The sequence below is a fragment of the Sinorhizobium fredii USDA 257 genome (genome assembly GCF_000265205.3).
Classification (GTDB): domain Bacteria; phylum Pseudomonadota; class Alphaproteobacteria; order Rhizobiales; family Rhizobiaceae; genus Sinorhizobium; species Sinorhizobium fredii_B.
The window spans coordinates 1269532-1286912 of sequence record NC_018000.1 but is presented as its reverse complement, the minus strand read 5'-3'; the positions used below and the strand labels follow the sequence as shown (position 1 = coordinate 1286912).

Here is a 17381-nt window from a genome sequence, read left to right as displayed (position 1 = left end):
TTGATGAAAGAGAGACGGAGCAAGGGGCTGACCGCCGTTCTGATGATCGCGCCGTTCGTGATCACCTACCTGACGGTTTTTGCCTATCCGGTTTACAATATGTTCGCCTTGAGCTTCACCGACGCGCCGCTGATCGGCGAAGGCCGGTGGGTCGGCTTCGACAACTACGCCAAACTGCTCAATCAGAAACTCTTCTTCACGTCGGTGTGGAATACCGGCTATTTCGTCGTGCTGACCGTCGTGCCGAACACGCTGATCGGTCTTGGCCTGGCGCTGATGGTCATCCGCCTCAAGGGCTGGCTGCAAAGCCTCGTGCTGGTCCTGTTCTTCCTACCGTATATCCTGCCGGTGTCGGTAGTCACGCAGATCTGGGAGTGGGTGCTCGATCAGCAATTCGGCATCGCCCAATATCTGATCGAGTTCTTCACCGGCCGGCGCATCAGCGTTTTCCGCGATCCCATCTGGGCGATGCCGATGGTGGCGCTGGTCACAATCTGGTGGACCAACGGTTTCAACCTGCTGCTCTTCATTGCCGGTTTGCGCAACATTCCGGCGGATTACTACGAGGCGGCAACGCTCGACGGCGCGACGCGCTGGCAATGCTTCCAGCGTATCACCTGGCCGCTGATCTGGCCCGTTACCGCCCTCGTGCTCACGCTACAGCTCATCCTGCAGCTCAAGATCTTCGATCAGGTCTACCTGATGACGGAAGGCGGTCCGTTCAACTCGACCTATGTACTGCTGCAACTCGTCTATCGCGAGGCATTCCGCCTGAACCATGGCGGTCTCGGTTCGGCGGTGGCGGTCTTCCTGTTCCTGATCATCGTCACCGTTTCGGTGCTGCAGTATCAGCTTCTGCGCGTTAGGGGACGCTAGGTTATGCAACGCAAGAGCATTGGCAATATCCTGCTTCTGGCACTCACGCTGTCCGTCGCCTGCATGTGGGCTTTCCCGATCTATTGGGCGGTCGTGACCTCCGTCAAAGCTGAGCACGAGGTCGTCTCCAAGACGACCTTCATTCCGGATGTCTTCAACTTCTCGGCCTATTATTTCGCCCTGTTCGAGACCAATCTTGCGGCCTGGTACGTGAACTCGCTCGTCACCTCGGTGAGCGTCACGATCATCGTCATCCTGATCAGTGTAATGTGCGCCTATGCGCTGTCGCAGATCGTCTTTCCCGGGCGGGGGCTCCTCTACGGCATCATTCTCGCGAGCTTCATGGTTCCCTCGCAGGCGCTCGTCGTTTCGCAATTCGTGCTGATGTATCGTTTCGGGCTGATCAACAGTTGGGGCGGCATCATCCTGCCGCAGCTGATCATTCCCGTGGTGGTGATCGTCTACAAGCAGTTCTTCGACTCCGTGCCGAAGGAGCTGCGCGAGGCGGCGAAGCTCGACGGATGCGGCGATTTCCAGATCCTGTTCCGGCTTTACCTGCCGCTCAACTGGGGCATCACCACGGCGCTTGCGATCATCACCTACATCATGGCCTGGAACGCCTTTCTCTGGCCCTTCCTGGTGACGAATTCGGAAGAGATGATGACCGTCACCGTCGGCATCACCCAGGTCGACGATGCCTTTGGCGTGAAGTATGCGCGCGACATGGCAGTCGCCATTCTCGCGGCAATGCCGGTCGCGCTTGCCTATCTCCTGTTTCAAAAACGGGTGACGCAGGCGCTGATGCTGTCGTCGGGCATAAAGGGATGAAGCTGGTTTTCGGCGCATGCGACATGGCTCGTCGGCGTCGTTTCCGAAATGAAAACAATGCGACAATTGGCGGATCGGCGTGTTATCTACAGGGATCGGCCAGCGCCTGAACCGGAGCAGCAATAGCAGAGAATGGAGACGAAGCTTCTAACAGTGGACCCGATCAAGGATGTCGAGGTTGTCCAGGCGCTGGGTTCCGCGACGCGGATCGAAATTCTCAATCTGTTGCGCCAGAAGGGGCCGCTGAACGTCAACGATATCGCGGCCCATATGGGTCTGCCGCAGTCGACGACCGCGACGAACCTCAAGGCGCTGGAAAGCGCCGGCCTCATCCAGACGCATACGATGAAGGCGTCCAAGGGTAACCAGAAGCTCTGCTCGAGCATCTATGGCGAGATCCTGATCCGGTTCGACGATCGGACCAGCCGTTCGGACGAGGTGGTGACTGTCAGCATGCCGATCGGCCTTTTCACGGAATTCGAAGCGGAAGCGCCTTGCGGCCTTTGCTCCGTCAACAATGTCATCGGCATGCTCGATGTCCAGGAGGTCTTTCTCGATCCGCAGCGCATGCAGGCGGCCCTCCTCTGGTTCACGCGCGGTTATGTGGAATACAAGTTTCCGAACAACGCCAAGGTAACCGGGCGACCGGTCCGCAGAATAGAATTCTCCGCCGAACTGAGTTCCGAAACACCTGCCACCAACGCCAACTGGCCTTCCGATATCTCGATCTGGATCAATGGCATCAAGGCCGGTCACTGGACTTCGCCCGGCGATTACGGCGACCGCCGCGGCCTCTATTCACCGGCCTGGTGGAAACTCAGCGGCTCTCAATATGGCAAGCTCAAGACCTGGAGCATCGACGACCGGGGCACCTGGATCGACGGCGCCCTGGTGTCGACCCAAACGATCACGTCGCTCGGCATCGCCGACCACCATTCCATTCGCTTCCGCATCGGCATCGATGAAAAGGCCGAAAACCCCGGCGGACTGAACATCTTCGGCAAGGGTTTCGGCGACTTCGATCAGGACATCGTCATGACGATGTATTTCTGACTCGTCGGATAGGTGCTCGGAGCTCTCAGTAGGCTCTCGCCGGGACAAACAGACAGATCGTTCTTCCGTGGTCTTCGCCCGCCGCCGAGCACCAATGATATTCGCCGTCCGGCGATATGCGCACTCGTCTGTCGGAATAAGGAAGGACCTCGCCGGTCGCGTTGATGATGTAGCCCTGCGGGCGTTCGCTTACCGCCGTCTGGTTGACGTGACGGCAGTCGAAATTCGAGCAGCAGGAGTTCGGATATTTCCAGCCGCTCGGCGCATCATGAGCATAAGCAAAGGTGTTTATCGACAATCCGACCAGCAAAAAGAAAAATCCGCGCATTGCGATCTCCTTCTACAGCGGAAGTCGAAAGAGAAGACACTACATTCGAAATCCGCGCTAATGGTTTGGAATCGAATTACTTTCTCGATTTCGGTCGAACCAACGCGGAACATCGTGATCGACAAAGGACGGCCGCCAATTCTCTCAACGCGAGACAGGGCTCGGGGCGGGCAACGTTCATTGATGCTTACAAACGGCTGGATCATCAAAAATGATCCGCATCAGCCGGCGTTACATTTCAAATCTGGCGAATTAACGTCTTGCCGGCTGCGCATGATAGAAAACAATCTGTAATTGCAGGCGGGCCGCTTGGCTACTCAATGCTGGCGTCGAGAGCATCGCTTGCGCCTTCGACGAGTTCCATTGGCCAGAGCCTGCTCGACGTCGTGTGCGGATAGTGATGCCTGAAGGCGGGCATGGTCGACAGCAGCGTTTCGGCGAGCGCAACGCCGAGGTCACGCAGCGACAGCCGGAAGCAGGTGAGTGACGGCGAGAGGAACTGGGCATGCGGGCTGTAGCGCCCGATGACCGCGATATCGCGCCCGGGTCGGACGCCGACCTCCGACAGGGCTCGGTAAAAGCCGATCGCGATCGTTTCGTTGATCAGGACGATTGCGGTCGGACGCTCGTTGAGTGCCAGAATGTCGCGGCCGATCTCATATCCGCCGGCTTCGTTGGGAGTTGAACGAAAGATCAGGTCCTCATCGAGGGAGAGGCCGTGCGCCGCCAGTGCCTCGCGGCAACGTTCGACGAAGACATAGCCGAGGTTGACGTCGTCGTGCGGCCGCGTGATGGCGATGCGGCGATGCCCGCGCGCGACGAGCCGATCGATCGAAGCCTGCGCCATGCCCTCGAAATCGAGGTCGAGCCAGGGCTGGCCGGCATCGGTCAGGGTTCGGCCGAGGGTGACGAAGGGAATGTTGCGCTCGGAAAGCAGTTCGACACGGGGATCGTGCCGTTGCGTGGCGGAAAGGATCACCCCGTCGGCAAAGCCGCGGGCCACGACGCGGCGCAGGTAGTCGGCCGGGTCCTCCTGCGATGAGCAGAGCAGGGCGACGAGATCGAGCTTGTGCCTGGCGAAGACGGCCTGGACCCCATCGAAGACACTCATGAAGAAGGTATCGCCCTGACCGGTGATCTCCGCGCCGGTCTGCATCATGAAGCCGATGATGTTGGTCGTACCCTGGCGCAGGCTTCGCCCCGACTGGTTCGGCACATAGCCGAGTTCCTGGGCGGCCGCCAGCACCCGCTTGCGCGTCTCTTCGTTGACGTCGGGACGACCGTTCAGTGCTCGGGAGACCGTTCCGATCGAGATGTCGAGATGCTGCGCAAGCCGCCGAATGCCCTTCATTTCGGAGCGTTTCCTCCTCTGCCCACGCGCGGTTCCGAATTCCCTATTGACATGTTTCGGAAACTCCGCATAGTTCCGTAAACGTTTACGGCCGCCGAAGCAAGGCGAAATCGTAGGTTTGTGGGAGGAGAATCGTGATCTTGCGCGCTGTTCTGTGCGGGTGCGGAGCCATGGCCAGAGGGTGGGTGAAGGCGATCGCCGCGGACCCCGACCTTCAGGCGGCGATCGCGATCGTTGGCCTTGTCGACGTGAAGCCGGAGGTCGCCCTCGCGCTAGCTGCCGAGTTCGACCTCGGGAAAGTCGTTATCGGATCCGATCTCGACGCGGTGCTTGCCGAAACGACGCCCGACATTCTTTTCGACATTGTCGTACCGGCCGCCCGTCGTAACGTGGTCGCCACCGGGTTCAGGCATGGCTGCCACGTGCTCAGCGAAAAGCCGATGGCCGCTTCGCTCGATGCCGGCCGGGAGTTGATCCGCCTCGCCGACGAGGCGGGCAGGTTGCACGCGGTGGTGCAGAACCGCCGCTTCATTTCCGGCGTCCGGCGCATCCGCCGTTTCGTGGAAGAGGGTGGGCTCGGGGAACTGACCGGCATTCATTGCGACTTCTTCGTCGGTGCGCATTTCGGCGGCTTCCGCGAAGAGATGGACAATGTGCTGCTTCTGGATATGGCGATCCACACCTTCGATGCCGCCCGCTTCATCGCCGACAAGAAGCCGCTCGCCGTCTATTGCCATGAGGAGAACCCGCGCGGCTCCTGGTATCGGCACGGCGCAGCCGCGACCGCTATCTTCGAGCTCTCGGATAGCGTCACGTTCACCTATCGCGGCTCCTGGTGCGCCGAGGGCGCCAATACGAGCTGGGAGAGCGCGTGGCGTATCACCGGAACGCGAGGCACCCTGCTTTGGGACGGCGCTGAAAGCTTTCGTGCCAATACGGTCGCCGATGGCGACGGCCTGCTGCGCGAACCGGTTCCGCTCGAAATTCCGGAGCCCGCCGACCCGCGGCAAACGCACGGCCACGCCAGCGTCATTGCCGATTTTGTCGCGGCTATCCGCAGCGGGCAGAAGCCGGAGACGGCGAGCGACGACAATATCAACAGCCTTGCCATGGTGTTCGCGGCGATCGAGAGCGCCCGTACCCGGCAACGCGTGACAATCTGAACGGGGCATCCGATGAGCAATCCCGCCAAGTCCATCCGCATCGGCACAATGGTCAGCGCCACCAAGGGCGAGGCGGCGAAACGCATCGCCGAGATCGCCGACCTGGGCTTCGAAAGCTTCGAGCCGTTCTTCTGGCAGACCACCAACGGGCAGAACCTTGCCGAACTCGGCAAGCGCTGCCGCGAGGCGATCGGCGGCCGTGACATCACCATCTCAACCCTCGGCATGTTCGGCAATCCGCTCGAGGAGACCGATATCGACCTGCAGACGCTTCAGGGCTGGAAGGACTGCATCGACAATGCCCACCATTTCGGCGCGACCTGTGTCGCGGGCTTTACCGGCCGCATCCGCAACCGGCCGCTTACCGACAGCCTGCCGCGTTACCGCAAGGTCTGGCGAGAGCTCGCCGCGCGTGCCGCCGACAAGGGCGTGAAGATCGCCTTCGAGAACTGCGCCATGGACGGCAACTGGGCGACTGGCGACTGGAACATCGCCCACAATCCCGACGCCTGGGAGCTGATCTTCAACGAGACGCCGGACGATCACATCGGGCTCGAGTGGGAGCCGTGCCACCAGATGGTCTATCTCATCGATCCGCTGCCGCAGATCCGCAAATGGGCAGACAAGATTTTCCACGTGCACGGCAAGGACGCGACGATCCGCTGGGACGTCATCCGCGAGCACGGCATCTTCGGCAAGGAGAAATTCGTCTTCATGCGCACGCCGGGTTTCGGCGACAGCAACTGGACCGACATCATTTCCGAGCTGAGGCTCGCCGGCTGGTCCGGCTCGATCGACATCGAAGGCTGGCACGATCCGGTCTATCGCGACGCGCTCGAAATGACCGGCCAGGTGCATGCGCTCAACTATCTGAAGACCTGCCGGGGAGGTGACTTCGTCGTCGACCCTGCTTGAGACGTGACATGCCTGACGGCCGGCATGGAGGATGCCGGCTGCGGGAGAACCATGAGAGGAGGAGTCCATGGGTATCAGCAGATATGCAATGCTGGGCGCATTCGCCCTTGCCAGCCTTTCGTTGCCGGCTTTTTCCGCAAGCGCGGAAGACGTGACGATCAGTGTCTGGTCGCTCGACAGAGATATTCAGCCAGCGCCGAACTTGATCAACGATTTCAACAAGCTCAACACAGGAATTAAAGTCGAATATCGGCAGATACAGTTCGACGACGTGGTCAGCGAGGCGATGCGCGCCTATTCGACCGGCCAAGCACCGGACATCATCGCCGTAGACAATCCGGAGCACGCGCTGTTTTCCTCGCGCGGCGCCTTTCTCGACCTCACCGACATGATTTCGAAATCCTCGGTGGTGAAGCCGGAGAACTACTTTCCCGGACCGCTCGCCTCCGTGACGTGGGACGGCAAATATTACGGCATCCCGAAGGCGACAAATACCATCGCCCTGTACTACAACAAGGACCTGTTCAAGGCGAAGGGTCTTGATCCCAACAAGCCGCCGCAGACCTGGGACGAACTCGTCGAGGCGGCGCGCAAGCTGACGGACCCGGCCGCGAATGTCTACGGTCTCGCTTTTTCGGCCAAGGCGAACGAGGAGGGCACCTTCCAGTTCCTGCCCTGGGCGCAGATGGCGGGTGGCAGCTACGACCACATCAATTCCGAAGGTGCGGTCAAGGCGCTCGACATCTGGAAGACGATCCTCGACGAGAAGCTCGCCTCGCCGGATTCGCTGACGCGCGGCCAATGGGATTCGACCGGTACCTTCAATTCCGGCAATGCCGCAATGGCGATCTCCGGTCCCTGGGAACTCGATCGCATGCTCAAGGAGGCGAAGTTCGATTGGGGTGTCGCCTTGCTCCCCGTGCCGCAAGCGGGCGCGGAACGCTCCTCGGCGATGGGGGATTTCAACTGGGCGATCTTCTCGAACACCGAGAACCCGCAGGAGGCCTTCAAGGTGCTGGAATATTTCGTCTCGCAGGACGACCGGATGTTCAAGGATTTCGGCCAGTTGCCGGCCCGCTCCGACATCTCCATCCCGCCGGCCGGCGTGCCGTTGAAGGATGCCGCTCTCAAGGTCTTCGTGGAGCAGCTGAAATATGCCAAGCCCCGCGGCCCGCATCCGGAATGGCCGAAGATTTCGAAAGCGATCCAGGACGCTATTCAGGCGGCCCTGACCGGCCAGATGAGTTCCAAGGAAGCGCTGGATCAGGCGGCCGAGAAGATCAAGGCGGTCCTAGGCTGAGAAGGCGTCGGGTGCAAGCCGGCGACGCCATTCACCGGCGGGTTCTTACATCCGCCTGAATTTCCTCCCGAGAGAGGCGATCTCCGGCCGCGGCCGGGATCGCCTGCAGGGATCGCCCATGAAGAGAATTCTAGCCAGCGTGACGGACGGCAAAGGTTTCGACATCGGTCTCGTCCTGTTGCCGCTCGCCTTCCTGTTCATCATGTCCGGGCTGCCGCTCGTCTACAACGTGGTGATGAGCCTCCAGGAGGTCGACATGTTCAGCCTCGGCAGCTTCTCGCGGCCGTTCGTCGGCTTGAAGAATTATGTAGACCTCTTCTCGCAGCCCGAAACCCGCCCAATTCTCCTTAATACGGCGCTTTTCGTCGGCGCCTCGATTGCCGGCCAATTCGTCATCGGCTTCGGCCTTGCCCTGTTCTTCTGGATGAATTTTCCGGGCGCTTCCTGGCTGCGCGGCCTCTTTCTCGTCTCCTGGGTGATGCCGGGCCTCGTTGTTGGCGCGATCTGGAACTGGATCCTCTCCGGCGATTTCGGGGTCCTCAACTTCTTCCTGCGGGAAATCGGTGTCACCGACGGCAATATCTTCTGGCGCTCCGATCCGAACTATTCGCTCTGGGCGGTAATTATCGCCAATATCTGGCTCGGTACCTCGTTCAACATGATCCTGCTTTCGGTCGGGCTTTCGGGCATACCGAAGGATCTCTTCGAGGCGGCGGAGCTCGATGGAGCCAACGCGCTGCAACGTTTCTGGACGATTACCTTGCCGATGATGCGCTCGACGATCGGCGCGATCATCGCGCTCGGCCTGATCTTTACCCTGCAGCAGTTCGACCTGTTCGCCGCGATCACCTCCGGCGGACCGAACAACTCGTCCAACGTTACGCAATATTGGGCCTGGGACCTCTCCTTCCGCCAATATGATTTCGCTAAGGGCGCAACGATCTCGGTGATCATGATCGTCTTCGTGATGCTCGCTTCCGTCGTCTATGTGCGCTCCACCCGCCACGAGGTCCGAGGATGAGTGACACCTTCCGCAATCGGCTGATGTTCGCCGTCGCGCTCGTGCTCGCGGCCATCTACCTGTTCCCGCTCTACTGGATGTACATCACCGCGCTGAAGACCGGATCGGCGATGTTCGCGACACCACCGAAGTTCTTGCCGAGCGAACCGCAATGGGGAATCTACGAATACGTCTGGCAAAGCCGCAACATGGGACGCTATCTCTGGAACTCGCTGGTCATCGCCTCCGGCGCCGTCTCGCTCATCGCGGTGCTCGGCGTCGGCTGCGCCTATGCACTGGCGCGCTACCGCAATGTCTGGGTAGATGTCGGGCTGTTCCTGATCCTGATGCTTCAGGTGCTGCCCGCCTCGCTGATGGTGACTCCGATCTTCGTCGGCTTCTCGCAATTCGGCCTGCTCGACACGCCTCGGTTCGCCGTCATCCTGGCGATCGCCGCAAAGAGCATGCCCTTCTTCGTCGTGCTCGTCAGGGCGACCTTCATGAGTGTCCCGATGGAGCTCGAAGAGGCGGCCCTCGTCGACGGCAATTCGCGCATCGGCGCCTTCTTCAATATTGTCCTGCCACTTGCGAGAAACGGCATCCTGGTCAGCGCCATCCTGATCTTCATGCAGGCATTTGGCGAATTCGTCTATTCGAAATCGATGATCCAGGCGGTCGAGTTGCAGCCCGCAAGCGTCGGCCTCAACTCCTTCATGGGGCCGAACACCAATGAATGGAACAACATCATGGCTTACGCGACGATCTACGTGACGCCCGTTCTCGCAGCCTTCGTCCTCTTGCAGCGCCGCATCGTTTCCGGCCTCACATCGGGAGCCCTCAAATGACCCTTCAGATCGAGCTCAACGGCGTCAACAAATACTATGGTGCGTTCCACGCGCTGAAGGACATCAACCTCGCGATTGAAGAAGGGACCTTCGTCGCCCTCGTCGGTCCCTCCGGCTGCGGCAAGTCCACGCTGCTTCGCTCGCTCGCGGGCCTCGAGAAGATCAGCGCCGGCGAGATGAAGATTGCCGGTGCCCTGATGAACAATGTCCCGCCGCGCAAGCGGGATGTCGCGATGGTCTTCCAGTCCTACGCGCTTTACCCGCATATGACCGTCGAGGAGAACCTCACCTACAGCCTGCGCATCCGCGGCGTGAAGAAGGCGGAGGCGCGCAAGGCTGCCGAAGAAGTGGCCGCGACCACAGGCCTCTCGCATCTGATGAAACGCTATCCGCGCGAACTGTCCGGCGGCCAGCGCCAGCGGGTGGCGATGAGCCGCGCCATTATCCGCCATCCGAAGGCCTTCCTGTTCGACGAGCCGCTTTCGAATCTCGACGCCGCACTTCGCGTGCACATGCGCAAGGAGATCCGGGCGCTACACGATCGGCTGCGCGCCACTTCGGTCTATGTGACGCACGACCAGATCGAGGCGATGACCATGGCCGACCACGTCGTCGTCATGCGCGACGGCGTCATCGAGCAACAGGGACGGCCGCTCGACCTCTATGACAAACCTGCCAACAGGTTCGTCGCAGGCTTCATCGGTTCGCCGGCAATGAATTTCATCCCGGCTGTCGTCGGTGAGGGAGGGGCAGACGTGATCCTCGATTTTGACAGGACGCGGGCCAGGCTGGCGCTTGCCACTCGTCTGCCGCCCGGTCTCGCCGTCACGGTCGGCATCCGCCCGGAGCATGTGAGGATCGTCGCCGCCGGCGAGGGGGCTTTCGATATCCCCGTCGGCGTCGTCGAGTCGACCGGCTCTGCCACTTACGTCACCTCGGCGACGCAGCCTGAACTGACCGTGGTCGAGACCGGACGCGGCGAGGTGAAAAGCGGCGACGTCATCGGCCTTGCGATCGATCCGAAGCAACTGCATTTGTTCGATGCGGCGACGGGGAATCGGATCGAGGCGGAAAGGGCGCCGGTCTTCGCGGCCTTGCCGACACGGGCGCGGCGACCAAGCCTGCAGAGTTTATGAGGACGACTCTCGCGCCCTCAGATTCAAGATCAGCCGTTCCTGTCCGACCCGGATAACGTGTTCCATGGCGCTGCGCGCGCCTTGCTCGTTGCGGCGGCCGATCTCCTCGACGATGCGGATATGTGCCATGGCGACCCGGTCGATTTCGCTGTCATCCGCCGACGGGCTGGTGAGCCTGAAGACGCCGACAAGCGCGGCCTCGATCAAGCTGCCGACAGACCGCATGAACGGATTGAGCGAGGCCTCCAGCAGGCGCAGGTGAAAATCGAGGTCGGCTTTCGCGAGAGTCTGGCCGCTGTGACCGGCGTCTGCCATGGCTACGGCAAGCCGCATCATCCAGGCAATATCCGCATCTGTCGCGCGGCGGGCGGCAAGGCTTGCGGCATAGGGCTCGAGCGCGAGGCGCACTTCGCTGACATGGCGCAGGAATTCCTCGTCGACGCCGGAATTGAAATGCCAGGTGAGCACATCGCCGTCGAACAGGTTCCAGTTGGCCCGCGGCATGACGCGCGTGCCGATCCGCGCCCGCGCCACGACAAGGCCCTTGGCGGCGAGCGTCTTCATTGCCTCTCGCAGGACCGTGCGGGAGACGTTGAAGCGCGCGGCTAAGTCGGTGTCGCCGGGAAGCGTCTCGCCGACGGCAAACTGGCCGGAGACCATCGCCTGGCCAAGCTCGTCGACGACGAGCCGGTGGCTGGTCCTCTTGCCCGGCTGATTGCCGAAACCCGACGACGGCATCTAGGCGGCCCTCCACCTCGTCATGCGTGCTGCCGTTCTGGGCGGGACAGGCGGATGATCCCCTTCTGCAGAAGGATGAAGGCAAAGAGAAGCAGGCCGATCAGGATCTTGGTCCACCAACTCGAAAGCGTGCCGTCAAAGGTTATGTAGGTTTGGATGAGGCCCTGGATGAAGATGCCGACCAATGTCCCGGCGACGAAGCCGGACCCGCCGGTCAAAAGCGTTCCGCCGATGACAACCGCGGTGATTGCATCGAGTTCGACGCCGACGGCCGCAAGAGAATAGCCAGCCGACGTATAGAGCGAGAAGACGATGCCGGAGAGACCCGCAAGCAGTCCCGAAAGCGCGTAGATGCTGACCGTCGTCCTGGCGACCGGCACGCCCATGAGTTTCGCCGTCGCAGTGCCGCCGCCAAGCGCGTAGACATTCGTGCCGAAACGGGTCCGGTGGGCGATGAGAATGCCAGCGGCGAAGATGAGCAGCATCAAACCGCCGATGACGGTGATCCGCCCTCCGCCCGGCAGCTTGTAATAGAGGCCTTTCAGCGTCGCATAGAACGGATGCTTGATCGGGATGGAATCGATCGACAGCACGAAGGCCATGCCGCGGGCGAGGAACATGCCGGCAAGCGTGACGATGAAGGCCGGCATTTCGAGATAATGGATGATCGCCCCCATCAATGCTCCGAAGAGTGTCGTGATCGCGAGCACCAAAACGAAGGCCGCAAGCGGATGCATGCTGGTGTGTTCCAGAACCACCGCCAAGAAGACCCCGGTGAAGGCGATGACGGAACCGATTGAGAGGTCGATGCCGCCCGAAAGAATGACGAAGGTCATACCGACGGCGGCAATGCCCAGGAAGGCGTTGTCGGTCAGGAGGTTGCCGATCACCCGCGTCGAAAGCATGTTCGGGTACTGCGCGACGCAGAGGGCGTAGCTCAGAAGGAAGATCAAGATCGTTGCCGTAAGCGGAAGATATTTCTGCTTCATTTTGCTTCTCGCTCGGTCGGTTTGCCGGCGGCGCGGGGAATGCTCACGAATGTGAAGGCGGCGCGGAAACGCGGCGACTGGAGCACAAGGATGAAGACGATGATTGCCGCCTTGATGATCAGGTTGAATTCCGGCGGGAATCCCGAAAGCAGAATGCCGGTGTTGATCGACTGGATGATGATGGCGCCGAGCACCGAGGCGGCGATGCTGAAGCGTCCGCCGAGCAGCGATGTGCCACCGACCACGACCGCGAGGATTGCATCGAGCTCCAGCCAGAGCCCGGCATTGTTGGCGTCGGCACCCTTGATGTCGGCGGCGGCGATAACCCCGGCGATTGCCGCGCACAGGCCGGAAAGAACATAGGCGGCGACAAGCAGCACCGGCGTGAGGACGCCCGAAAGCGTGCTCGCCTGCCTGTTGACGCCCACCGCCTCGACCAGCATTCCGAGTGCCGTCTTCCGGACGACGAGCGCGACCAGGACCCCGAAGACCAGCCAGATGATGACCGGCATCGGCAGCCAAGCGAAGGAACCGCTGCCGATGTAGATGAGGCCGGGATCGTTGAAGGTGAGGATGGCGCCCTCGGTGATGAGCTGGGCGATGCCGCGGCCGGCGACCATCAGCACCAGCGTCGCGATGATCGGCTGGATATCGAGGACGGCGACCAGTATGCCGTTCCAGATGCCGCAAAGAATGCCGACGGCAAGCGTGACGAGCAGCGTCTCGGCAAGTGAATGGCCGGAGGTGATCAGCGAGGCGGACACCGCTCCGCAGATCGCCATGACCGCCCCGACCGAGAGGTCGATGCCCTTGGTGGCGATGACGACCGTCATGCCGATCGCCACCAATACGACGGGAGCGCCGCGGTTGAGGATATCGATCAGGCTGCCGTACAGTCGGTCGTTCTGAATTTGAAGGTTGAGGAAACCGGGGAAAATTATTGAAATCGCAGCGAGAATGATCGCCAGCGCAATCAGCTGCGGCAGCAGCCGGGTAAGATAGGTCCGGACGGTCGATGTCACGATGCCTCCCGCTCGTTGGCCGCGGCAATCGCTTCGACGATCTGATGCGCGGTAATACGGTCTCCGCCGAGTTCGGCGACATGGCTGCGGTCGCGCAACACGACGACCCGGGTGCTGTAGGAGACCAGCTCCTCGATTTCGGATGAGATGACGATCAGCGACAGGCCCTTCTCGCGCAGGTTCTCGATCAGCCTGACGATCTCGGCATGCGCGCCGACGTCGATGCCGCGCGTCGGCTCGTCGAGGATCAGGAATTCGGGTTCGGTCGCAAGCCAGCGGGCGAGGATGGCCTTCTGCTGGTTGCCGCCGGAGAGCAGCTTGATCGGCTTCTCGCGGTCGGCAGTTCGGATGTCGAGCGCGCGAATATAGTGGTCTGCCAGCCGGTTCTGCTCGGCGCGCGAGAGCGGCCGCGTCCAGCCGCGTCTCGCTTGCAAGGCGAGCACAATGTTTTCGCGGACCGACAGGTCGCCGACGATACCGGCCGTCTTGCGGTCCTCCGGACAAAAGCCGAATTTCCGGCGGATGGCCGCCCGCGGCGACGACAGATCGATCGTTTGGCCGTCGATCTCCGCAGTGCCGCTGTCGGCGCGGTGGGCGCCGAAAAGCACCTCGGCCGTTTCCGTGCGTCCCGAGCCGAGCAGGCCGGCGATGCCGACGACCTCGCCGGCCCGAACGTCGAGATCGAATGGATTGATGCGGCCGCGGCGGCCGTAATTCCTGAAGCGGTAGCGCAGCCGGCCTTCGGCAGTGGTTGCGCGAGCGGAATGGATCTCGGCCGCGAGCTCGCGACCGATCATCATGGCGATCAGGTCGCGCCGGTTGAGGTCGGACGTGTCGCGCGTGCCGACGAGCTGACCGTTGCGCAATACGGTGATGCGGTCGGAAATCTCGTAGACCTGCTCGAGGAAGTGGGTGATGAAGATGATGCCGAGCCCGCGGGCCTTGAGACGCCGGACGATGCGGAAGAGCATTGCAACTTCGTGCGCGTCAAGGCTTGCAGTCGGCTCGTCGAGGATCAGCACCTTGCCGGAGAGATCGACGGCGCGGGCGATCGCCACGACCTGCTGGATTGCCACCGAATAGGTCGCGAGATCCCGCGTCACATCGAGATCGAGTTCGTATTCGGCGAGCAGTTCGCGGGCCTTGCGGTTCATGGTCCGCGTATCGACCATGCCGAAGCGGCGCGGCTGGCGTCCGAGGAAGAGATTTTCGGCGACCGTAAGGTTCGGCAGGAGGTTGACCTCCTGATAGACGGTCCCGATGCCCAGCCTCTGGGCCTCGAAGGTGTCGCGCGGATCGACTTCTGCGCCGTCGAGCAGGATGCTGCCACCGTCTCGCCGATAGGCGCCGGTCAGGCACTTGATGAGCGTGGATTTGCCGGCGCCGTTTTCCCCGAGCAGCGCATGCACCTCGCCGCGCCGCAGGTGAAAATCGACCTTGTCGAGAGCCTTCGTTCCGGGAAACCCCTTCTCGATCCGGACGGCCGAAAGGATATTGTCGTTGCTGGTCTGCATGGAAACCGTCTCTGCATTGGAAGGCGGCGCAAACGCACGTTGGGACGGATGCGCACCATTCCTCGCCAAGGATCAGGCGTTCTTTCCGCGGCGACCGGTCGAAACCGGCGCCGCGAAACAGGGGACCCGCGCGGGTGTGCCGCGCGAGCCGTAAACGAGATCAGTAACCGAGCCCCTTCTTTTCCTCGTAGACCTTCATCGGATCGTCAGCCTGGGTATACAGCTTCGATTCCGTCTGGATCCACTTGGCTGGTTCCTTGCCGTCCTTCAGGTAGGTGGCGAGCACATCGAAGGCAGGGCCTGCCATGTTCGGCGTCAGTTCAACCGTGGCATTGGCTTCACCGGCGGCCATGGCCTGGAAGATATCCGGAACGGCGTCGATCGAGACGACGAGGATGTCCTTGCCCGGCTTCAGGCCGGCTTCCTTGATCGCCTGGATGGCGCCGACGGCCATGTCGTCGTTATGGGCGTAGAGCGCGCAGATGTTCTTGCCGCCATCTTCCGCCTTCAGGAAGCTTTCCATGACTTCCTTGCCCTTGGTGCGGGTGAAGTCGCCGGTCTGGCTGCGGACGATCTTCAGGTTGTCCTTGCCAGCGAGCGCCGCTTCGAAGCCCTTCTTGCGGTCGATCGCCGGCGAAGAGCCGGTCGTGCCCTGAAGTTCGACGACGTTGCAGGGCTTGCCGGCCACCGTATCGACCAGCCACTTGCCGGCGACATTGCCTTCATGCACGAGGTCGGAGGTCACGGCCGTCAGGTAGAGGTCCTTCGATGCGTCGACGGTGCGGTCGAGCAGGATCACCGGAATTTCGGCGTCCTTGGCTTCCTGCAGGACCTCGTCCCAGCCGGTGGCAACGACCGGCGCGAGAAGGATTGCGTTGACGCCCTGGGCGATGAAGGAGCGGATCGCCTTGATCTGGTTTTCCTGCTTCTGCTGCGCATCGGCGAATTTCAGGTCGATGCCGCGCTGTTCGGCCTGCTGCTTCGTCAGCGTCGTCTCGGCGGCGCGCCAGCCCGACTCCGATCCGATCTGGGAAAATCCGACAACGAGGTCGGCGGCCGAGGCGCTGCCAAAGGTGCAGGCAGCAAGGATCGTTGCACTAGCAAGTGCCTTCACGAATTTCATGATTTCCTCCCAAAGAAAGCTGCTTTCCATGCAGCTGTCGAGAAAAAATCATATAATATTACTTTTGTAAACTCACATTTATTGGCGCCGGCGTTCATCCACGGAAAATTCCGCCTCAAACTCTACGGAGGGTAGTCACGGCGCTGGGTATCAAAGCGTTGCCAGCGTTCGGTTGGATATGGCACCCCGATAGAGCTGCTGGATCCGTACCTTTTCCTCCAGTGCTCCGATGATGTCCTCGCTGAAATCCACGCCGTGAATCGCTGCGATCTCGGGCAGCCCGCCAGGGGTGAAGACGTTGGCTTCGAGGACGTGATCGCCGACGATGTCGAGTCCGACCAAAAACATGCCGTCCTTGATCAATTTGGGCCGGAGTTTTTCAGCGATGGCGAGTATCTGCGGCGTGACGGTGGCCGGTTTGGCCGTGCCGCTGGCATGCATGTTCGAGCGAACGTCTCCCTTCGCCGGCACGCGGCGGAAAGCGGCATGGACCCCCTTGCGCTCGAGCGGTCGCCCGTTCATCAGGAAAAGCCGGATGTCGCCGCCGACCGCGTCGGGGAGATAGGTCTGGGCGATCAGGTATCCGGCCCCGCTCGCCGCTTCGAAGATCTGGTTGAGATTGGCCTCGCCCTTGGACTGGATCTTAAAGACATTCTTGCCACCGGAGCCCTGCAGCGGTTTCAGGATGACCCCGTCCGGGTGGTCTTCGATGAAGCTGCGGATTTCCTCGATGCTCCTGGAGATCATCGTCGTTGGCCGAACGGTCTCCGGAAACTCCTGAAAATAGAGTTTGTTCTGCGCCAGCGCCAAGCCGTCCGGATCGTTGACCACGATGACACCCCGAGCCGCGGCCAACCGTCCGAAATTGGTGCCGACATAGACCGCCCAAGGGCGCCGGTCAGCGTCCTCGGATGGGTCGTTTCGAAGAAACAGCACCTGGATCTCGCCTATGTCCATGGTGGTAACCTTCTCCTGCGCGCTCTTGAGGCTCGTGAGCAACGTTTCAGGCTTCTTCGGTTTGGCGCCGCTCAAGGTGGTCGCGCGGATGAGCAGGCTATCGTCCGGCCGAAGCACGAAATCTCCGGGCGTGACGTAGCAAACCTCATGCCCGCGGGAGAGTGCCGCCAGCGCCAGCGACGTCGTCGTATAATAGGTCGTCTCGCCCTCGATGGAGTTGACGAAAAAGGCGATGCGCATCGA

Annotated in this window: 17 protein-coding genes; 9 read left to right on the top strand and 8 right to left on the bottom strand. The window is 61.4% G+C overall.

The annotated features are described in order from the left end of the window. The 3 genes from USDA257_RS05915 to USDA257_RS05905 all read left to right on the top strand — a co-directional run bounded on the left by USDA257_RS05915 (position 1) and on the right by USDA257_RS05905 (position 2757). Entirely contained in the window at positions 1-876 is an 876-nt protein-coding gene (locus tag USDA257_RS05915) for a carbohydrate ABC transporter permease (RefSeq protein WP_086018041.1), read from the top strand. Positions 877-879: 3 nt separating this feature from the next. Continuing rightward, the gene (locus USDA257_RS05910) at positions 880-1704 is read left to right on the top strand and encodes a carbohydrate ABC transporter permease (RefSeq protein ID WP_014761993.1); all 825 of its coding nucleotides are present in this window, start codon (positions 880-882) and stop codon (positions 1702-1704) included. Positions 1705-1836: 132 nt separating this feature from the next. Further along, complete coding sequence (locus USDA257_RS05905; protein ID WP_014761992.1) at positions 1837-2757, top strand: ArsR/SmtB family transcription factor; 921 nt, start codon at positions 1837-1839, stop codon at positions 2755-2757. Positions 2758-2782: 25 nt separating this feature from the next. On the opposite strand, the gene USDA257_RS05900 is transcribed toward USDA257_RS05905, so the two are convergent. Together USDA257_RS05900 and USDA257_RS05895 are read right to left on the bottom strand one after the other, a co-directional pair. Next, positions 2783-3085 carry a hypothetical protein gene (locus tag USDA257_RS05900; protein WP_014761991.1) on the bottom strand — a complete coding sequence of 101 codons (303 nt, stop codon included), beginning with the start codon at positions 3083-3085 and terminating at the stop codon, positions 2783-2785. Positions 3086-3398: 313 nt separating this feature from the next. Continuing rightward, positions 3399-4436: a LacI family DNA-binding transcriptional regulator gene (locus tag USDA257_RS05895; RefSeq protein WP_014761990.1), complete on the bottom strand. Its 1038-nt coding sequence runs from the start codon at positions 4434-4436 to the stop codon at positions 3399-3401. A 170-nt stretch (positions 4437-4606) separates the two neighbouring features. Between USDA257_RS05895 and USDA257_RS05890 the strand changes: the two genes are divergently transcribed. From USDA257_RS05890 to USDA257_RS05865, 6 genes are all read left to right on the top strand, one after another. After that, positions 4607-5599: a Gfo/Idh/MocA family protein gene (locus tag USDA257_RS05890; RefSeq protein WP_014761989.1), complete on the top strand. Its 993-nt coding sequence runs from the start codon at positions 4607-4609 to the stop codon at positions 5597-5599. 12 nt (positions 5600-5611) lie between these two features. Beyond that, entirely contained in the window at positions 5612-6514 is a 903-nt protein-coding gene (locus USDA257_RS05885; protein ID WP_014761988.1) for a sugar phosphate isomerase/epimerase family protein, read from the top strand. Positions 6515-6581: 67 nt separating this feature from the next. After that, complete coding sequence (locus tag USDA257_RS05880; protein ID WP_014761987.1) at positions 6582-7814, top strand: ABC transporter substrate-binding protein; 1233 nt, start codon at positions 6582-6584, stop codon at positions 7812-7814. Positions 7815-7932: 118 nt separating this feature from the next. Next, positions 7933-8835, top strand: coding sequence for a carbohydrate ABC transporter permease (locus tag USDA257_RS05875; RefSeq protein ID WP_014761986.1), 903 nt, complete (start codon positions 7933-7935; stop codon positions 8833-8835). Beyond that, entirely contained in the window at positions 8832-9659 is an 828-nt protein-coding gene (locus tag USDA257_RS05870; protein WP_014761985.1) for a carbohydrate ABC transporter permease, read from the top strand. The genes USDA257_RS05875 and USDA257_RS05870 overlap by 4 nt, the downstream gene beginning before the upstream one ends. Further along, entirely contained in the window at positions 9656-10795 is a 1140-nt protein-coding gene (locus USDA257_RS05865; RefSeq protein ID WP_014761984.1) for an ABC transporter ATP-binding protein, read from the top strand. Before USDA257_RS05870 ends, USDA257_RS05865 begins: the two co-directional genes overlap by 4 nt. Here USDA257_RS05865 and USDA257_RS05860 read toward each other — a convergent pair. The 6 genes from USDA257_RS05860 to USDA257_RS05835 form a co-directional block, all read right to left on the bottom strand. Beyond that, on the bottom strand, positions 10790-11533 hold the full coding sequence (locus tag USDA257_RS05860) for a FadR/GntR family transcriptional regulator (protein WP_014761983.1): 744 nt from the start codon (positions 11531-11533) through the stop codon (positions 10790-10792). The genes USDA257_RS05865 and USDA257_RS05860 overlap by 6 nt on opposite strands. A 20-nt stretch (positions 11534-11553) precedes the next feature. Next, positions 11554-12522, bottom strand: a complete 969-nt coding sequence (yjfF, locus tag USDA257_RS05855) for a galactofuranose ABC transporter, permease protein YjfF (protein ID WP_014761982.1) — start codon at positions 12520-12522, stop codon at positions 11554-11556. Then, a complete protein-coding gene (locus USDA257_RS05850; RefSeq protein ID WP_014761981.1) occupies positions 12519-13544 on the bottom strand; it encodes an ABC transporter permease in 1026 nt (341 codons plus the stop codon). The genes yjfF and USDA257_RS05850 overlap by 4 nt, the downstream gene beginning before the upstream one ends. Beyond that, on the bottom strand, positions 13541-15058 hold the full coding sequence (gene ytfR, locus USDA257_RS05845) for a galactofuranose ABC transporter, ATP-binding protein YtfR (protein ID WP_041413944.1): 1518 nt from the start codon (positions 15056-15058) through the stop codon (positions 13541-13543). The genes USDA257_RS05850 and ytfR overlap by 4 nt, the downstream gene beginning before the upstream one ends. Positions 15059-15218: 160 nt before the next feature. Further along, positions 15219-16181, bottom strand: a complete 963-nt coding sequence (gene ytfQ / locus USDA257_RS05840; RefSeq protein ID WP_014761979.1) for a galactofuranose ABC transporter, galactofuranose-binding protein YtfQ — start codon at positions 16179-16181, stop codon at positions 15219-15221. Between the two features lie 150 nt (positions 16182-16331). Next, a complete protein-coding gene (locus USDA257_RS05835) occupies positions 16332-17378 on the bottom strand; it encodes a glutathione synthase (RefSeq protein ID WP_014761978.1) in 1047 nt (348 codons plus the stop codon). Positions 17379-17381: the final 3 nt, after the last annotated feature.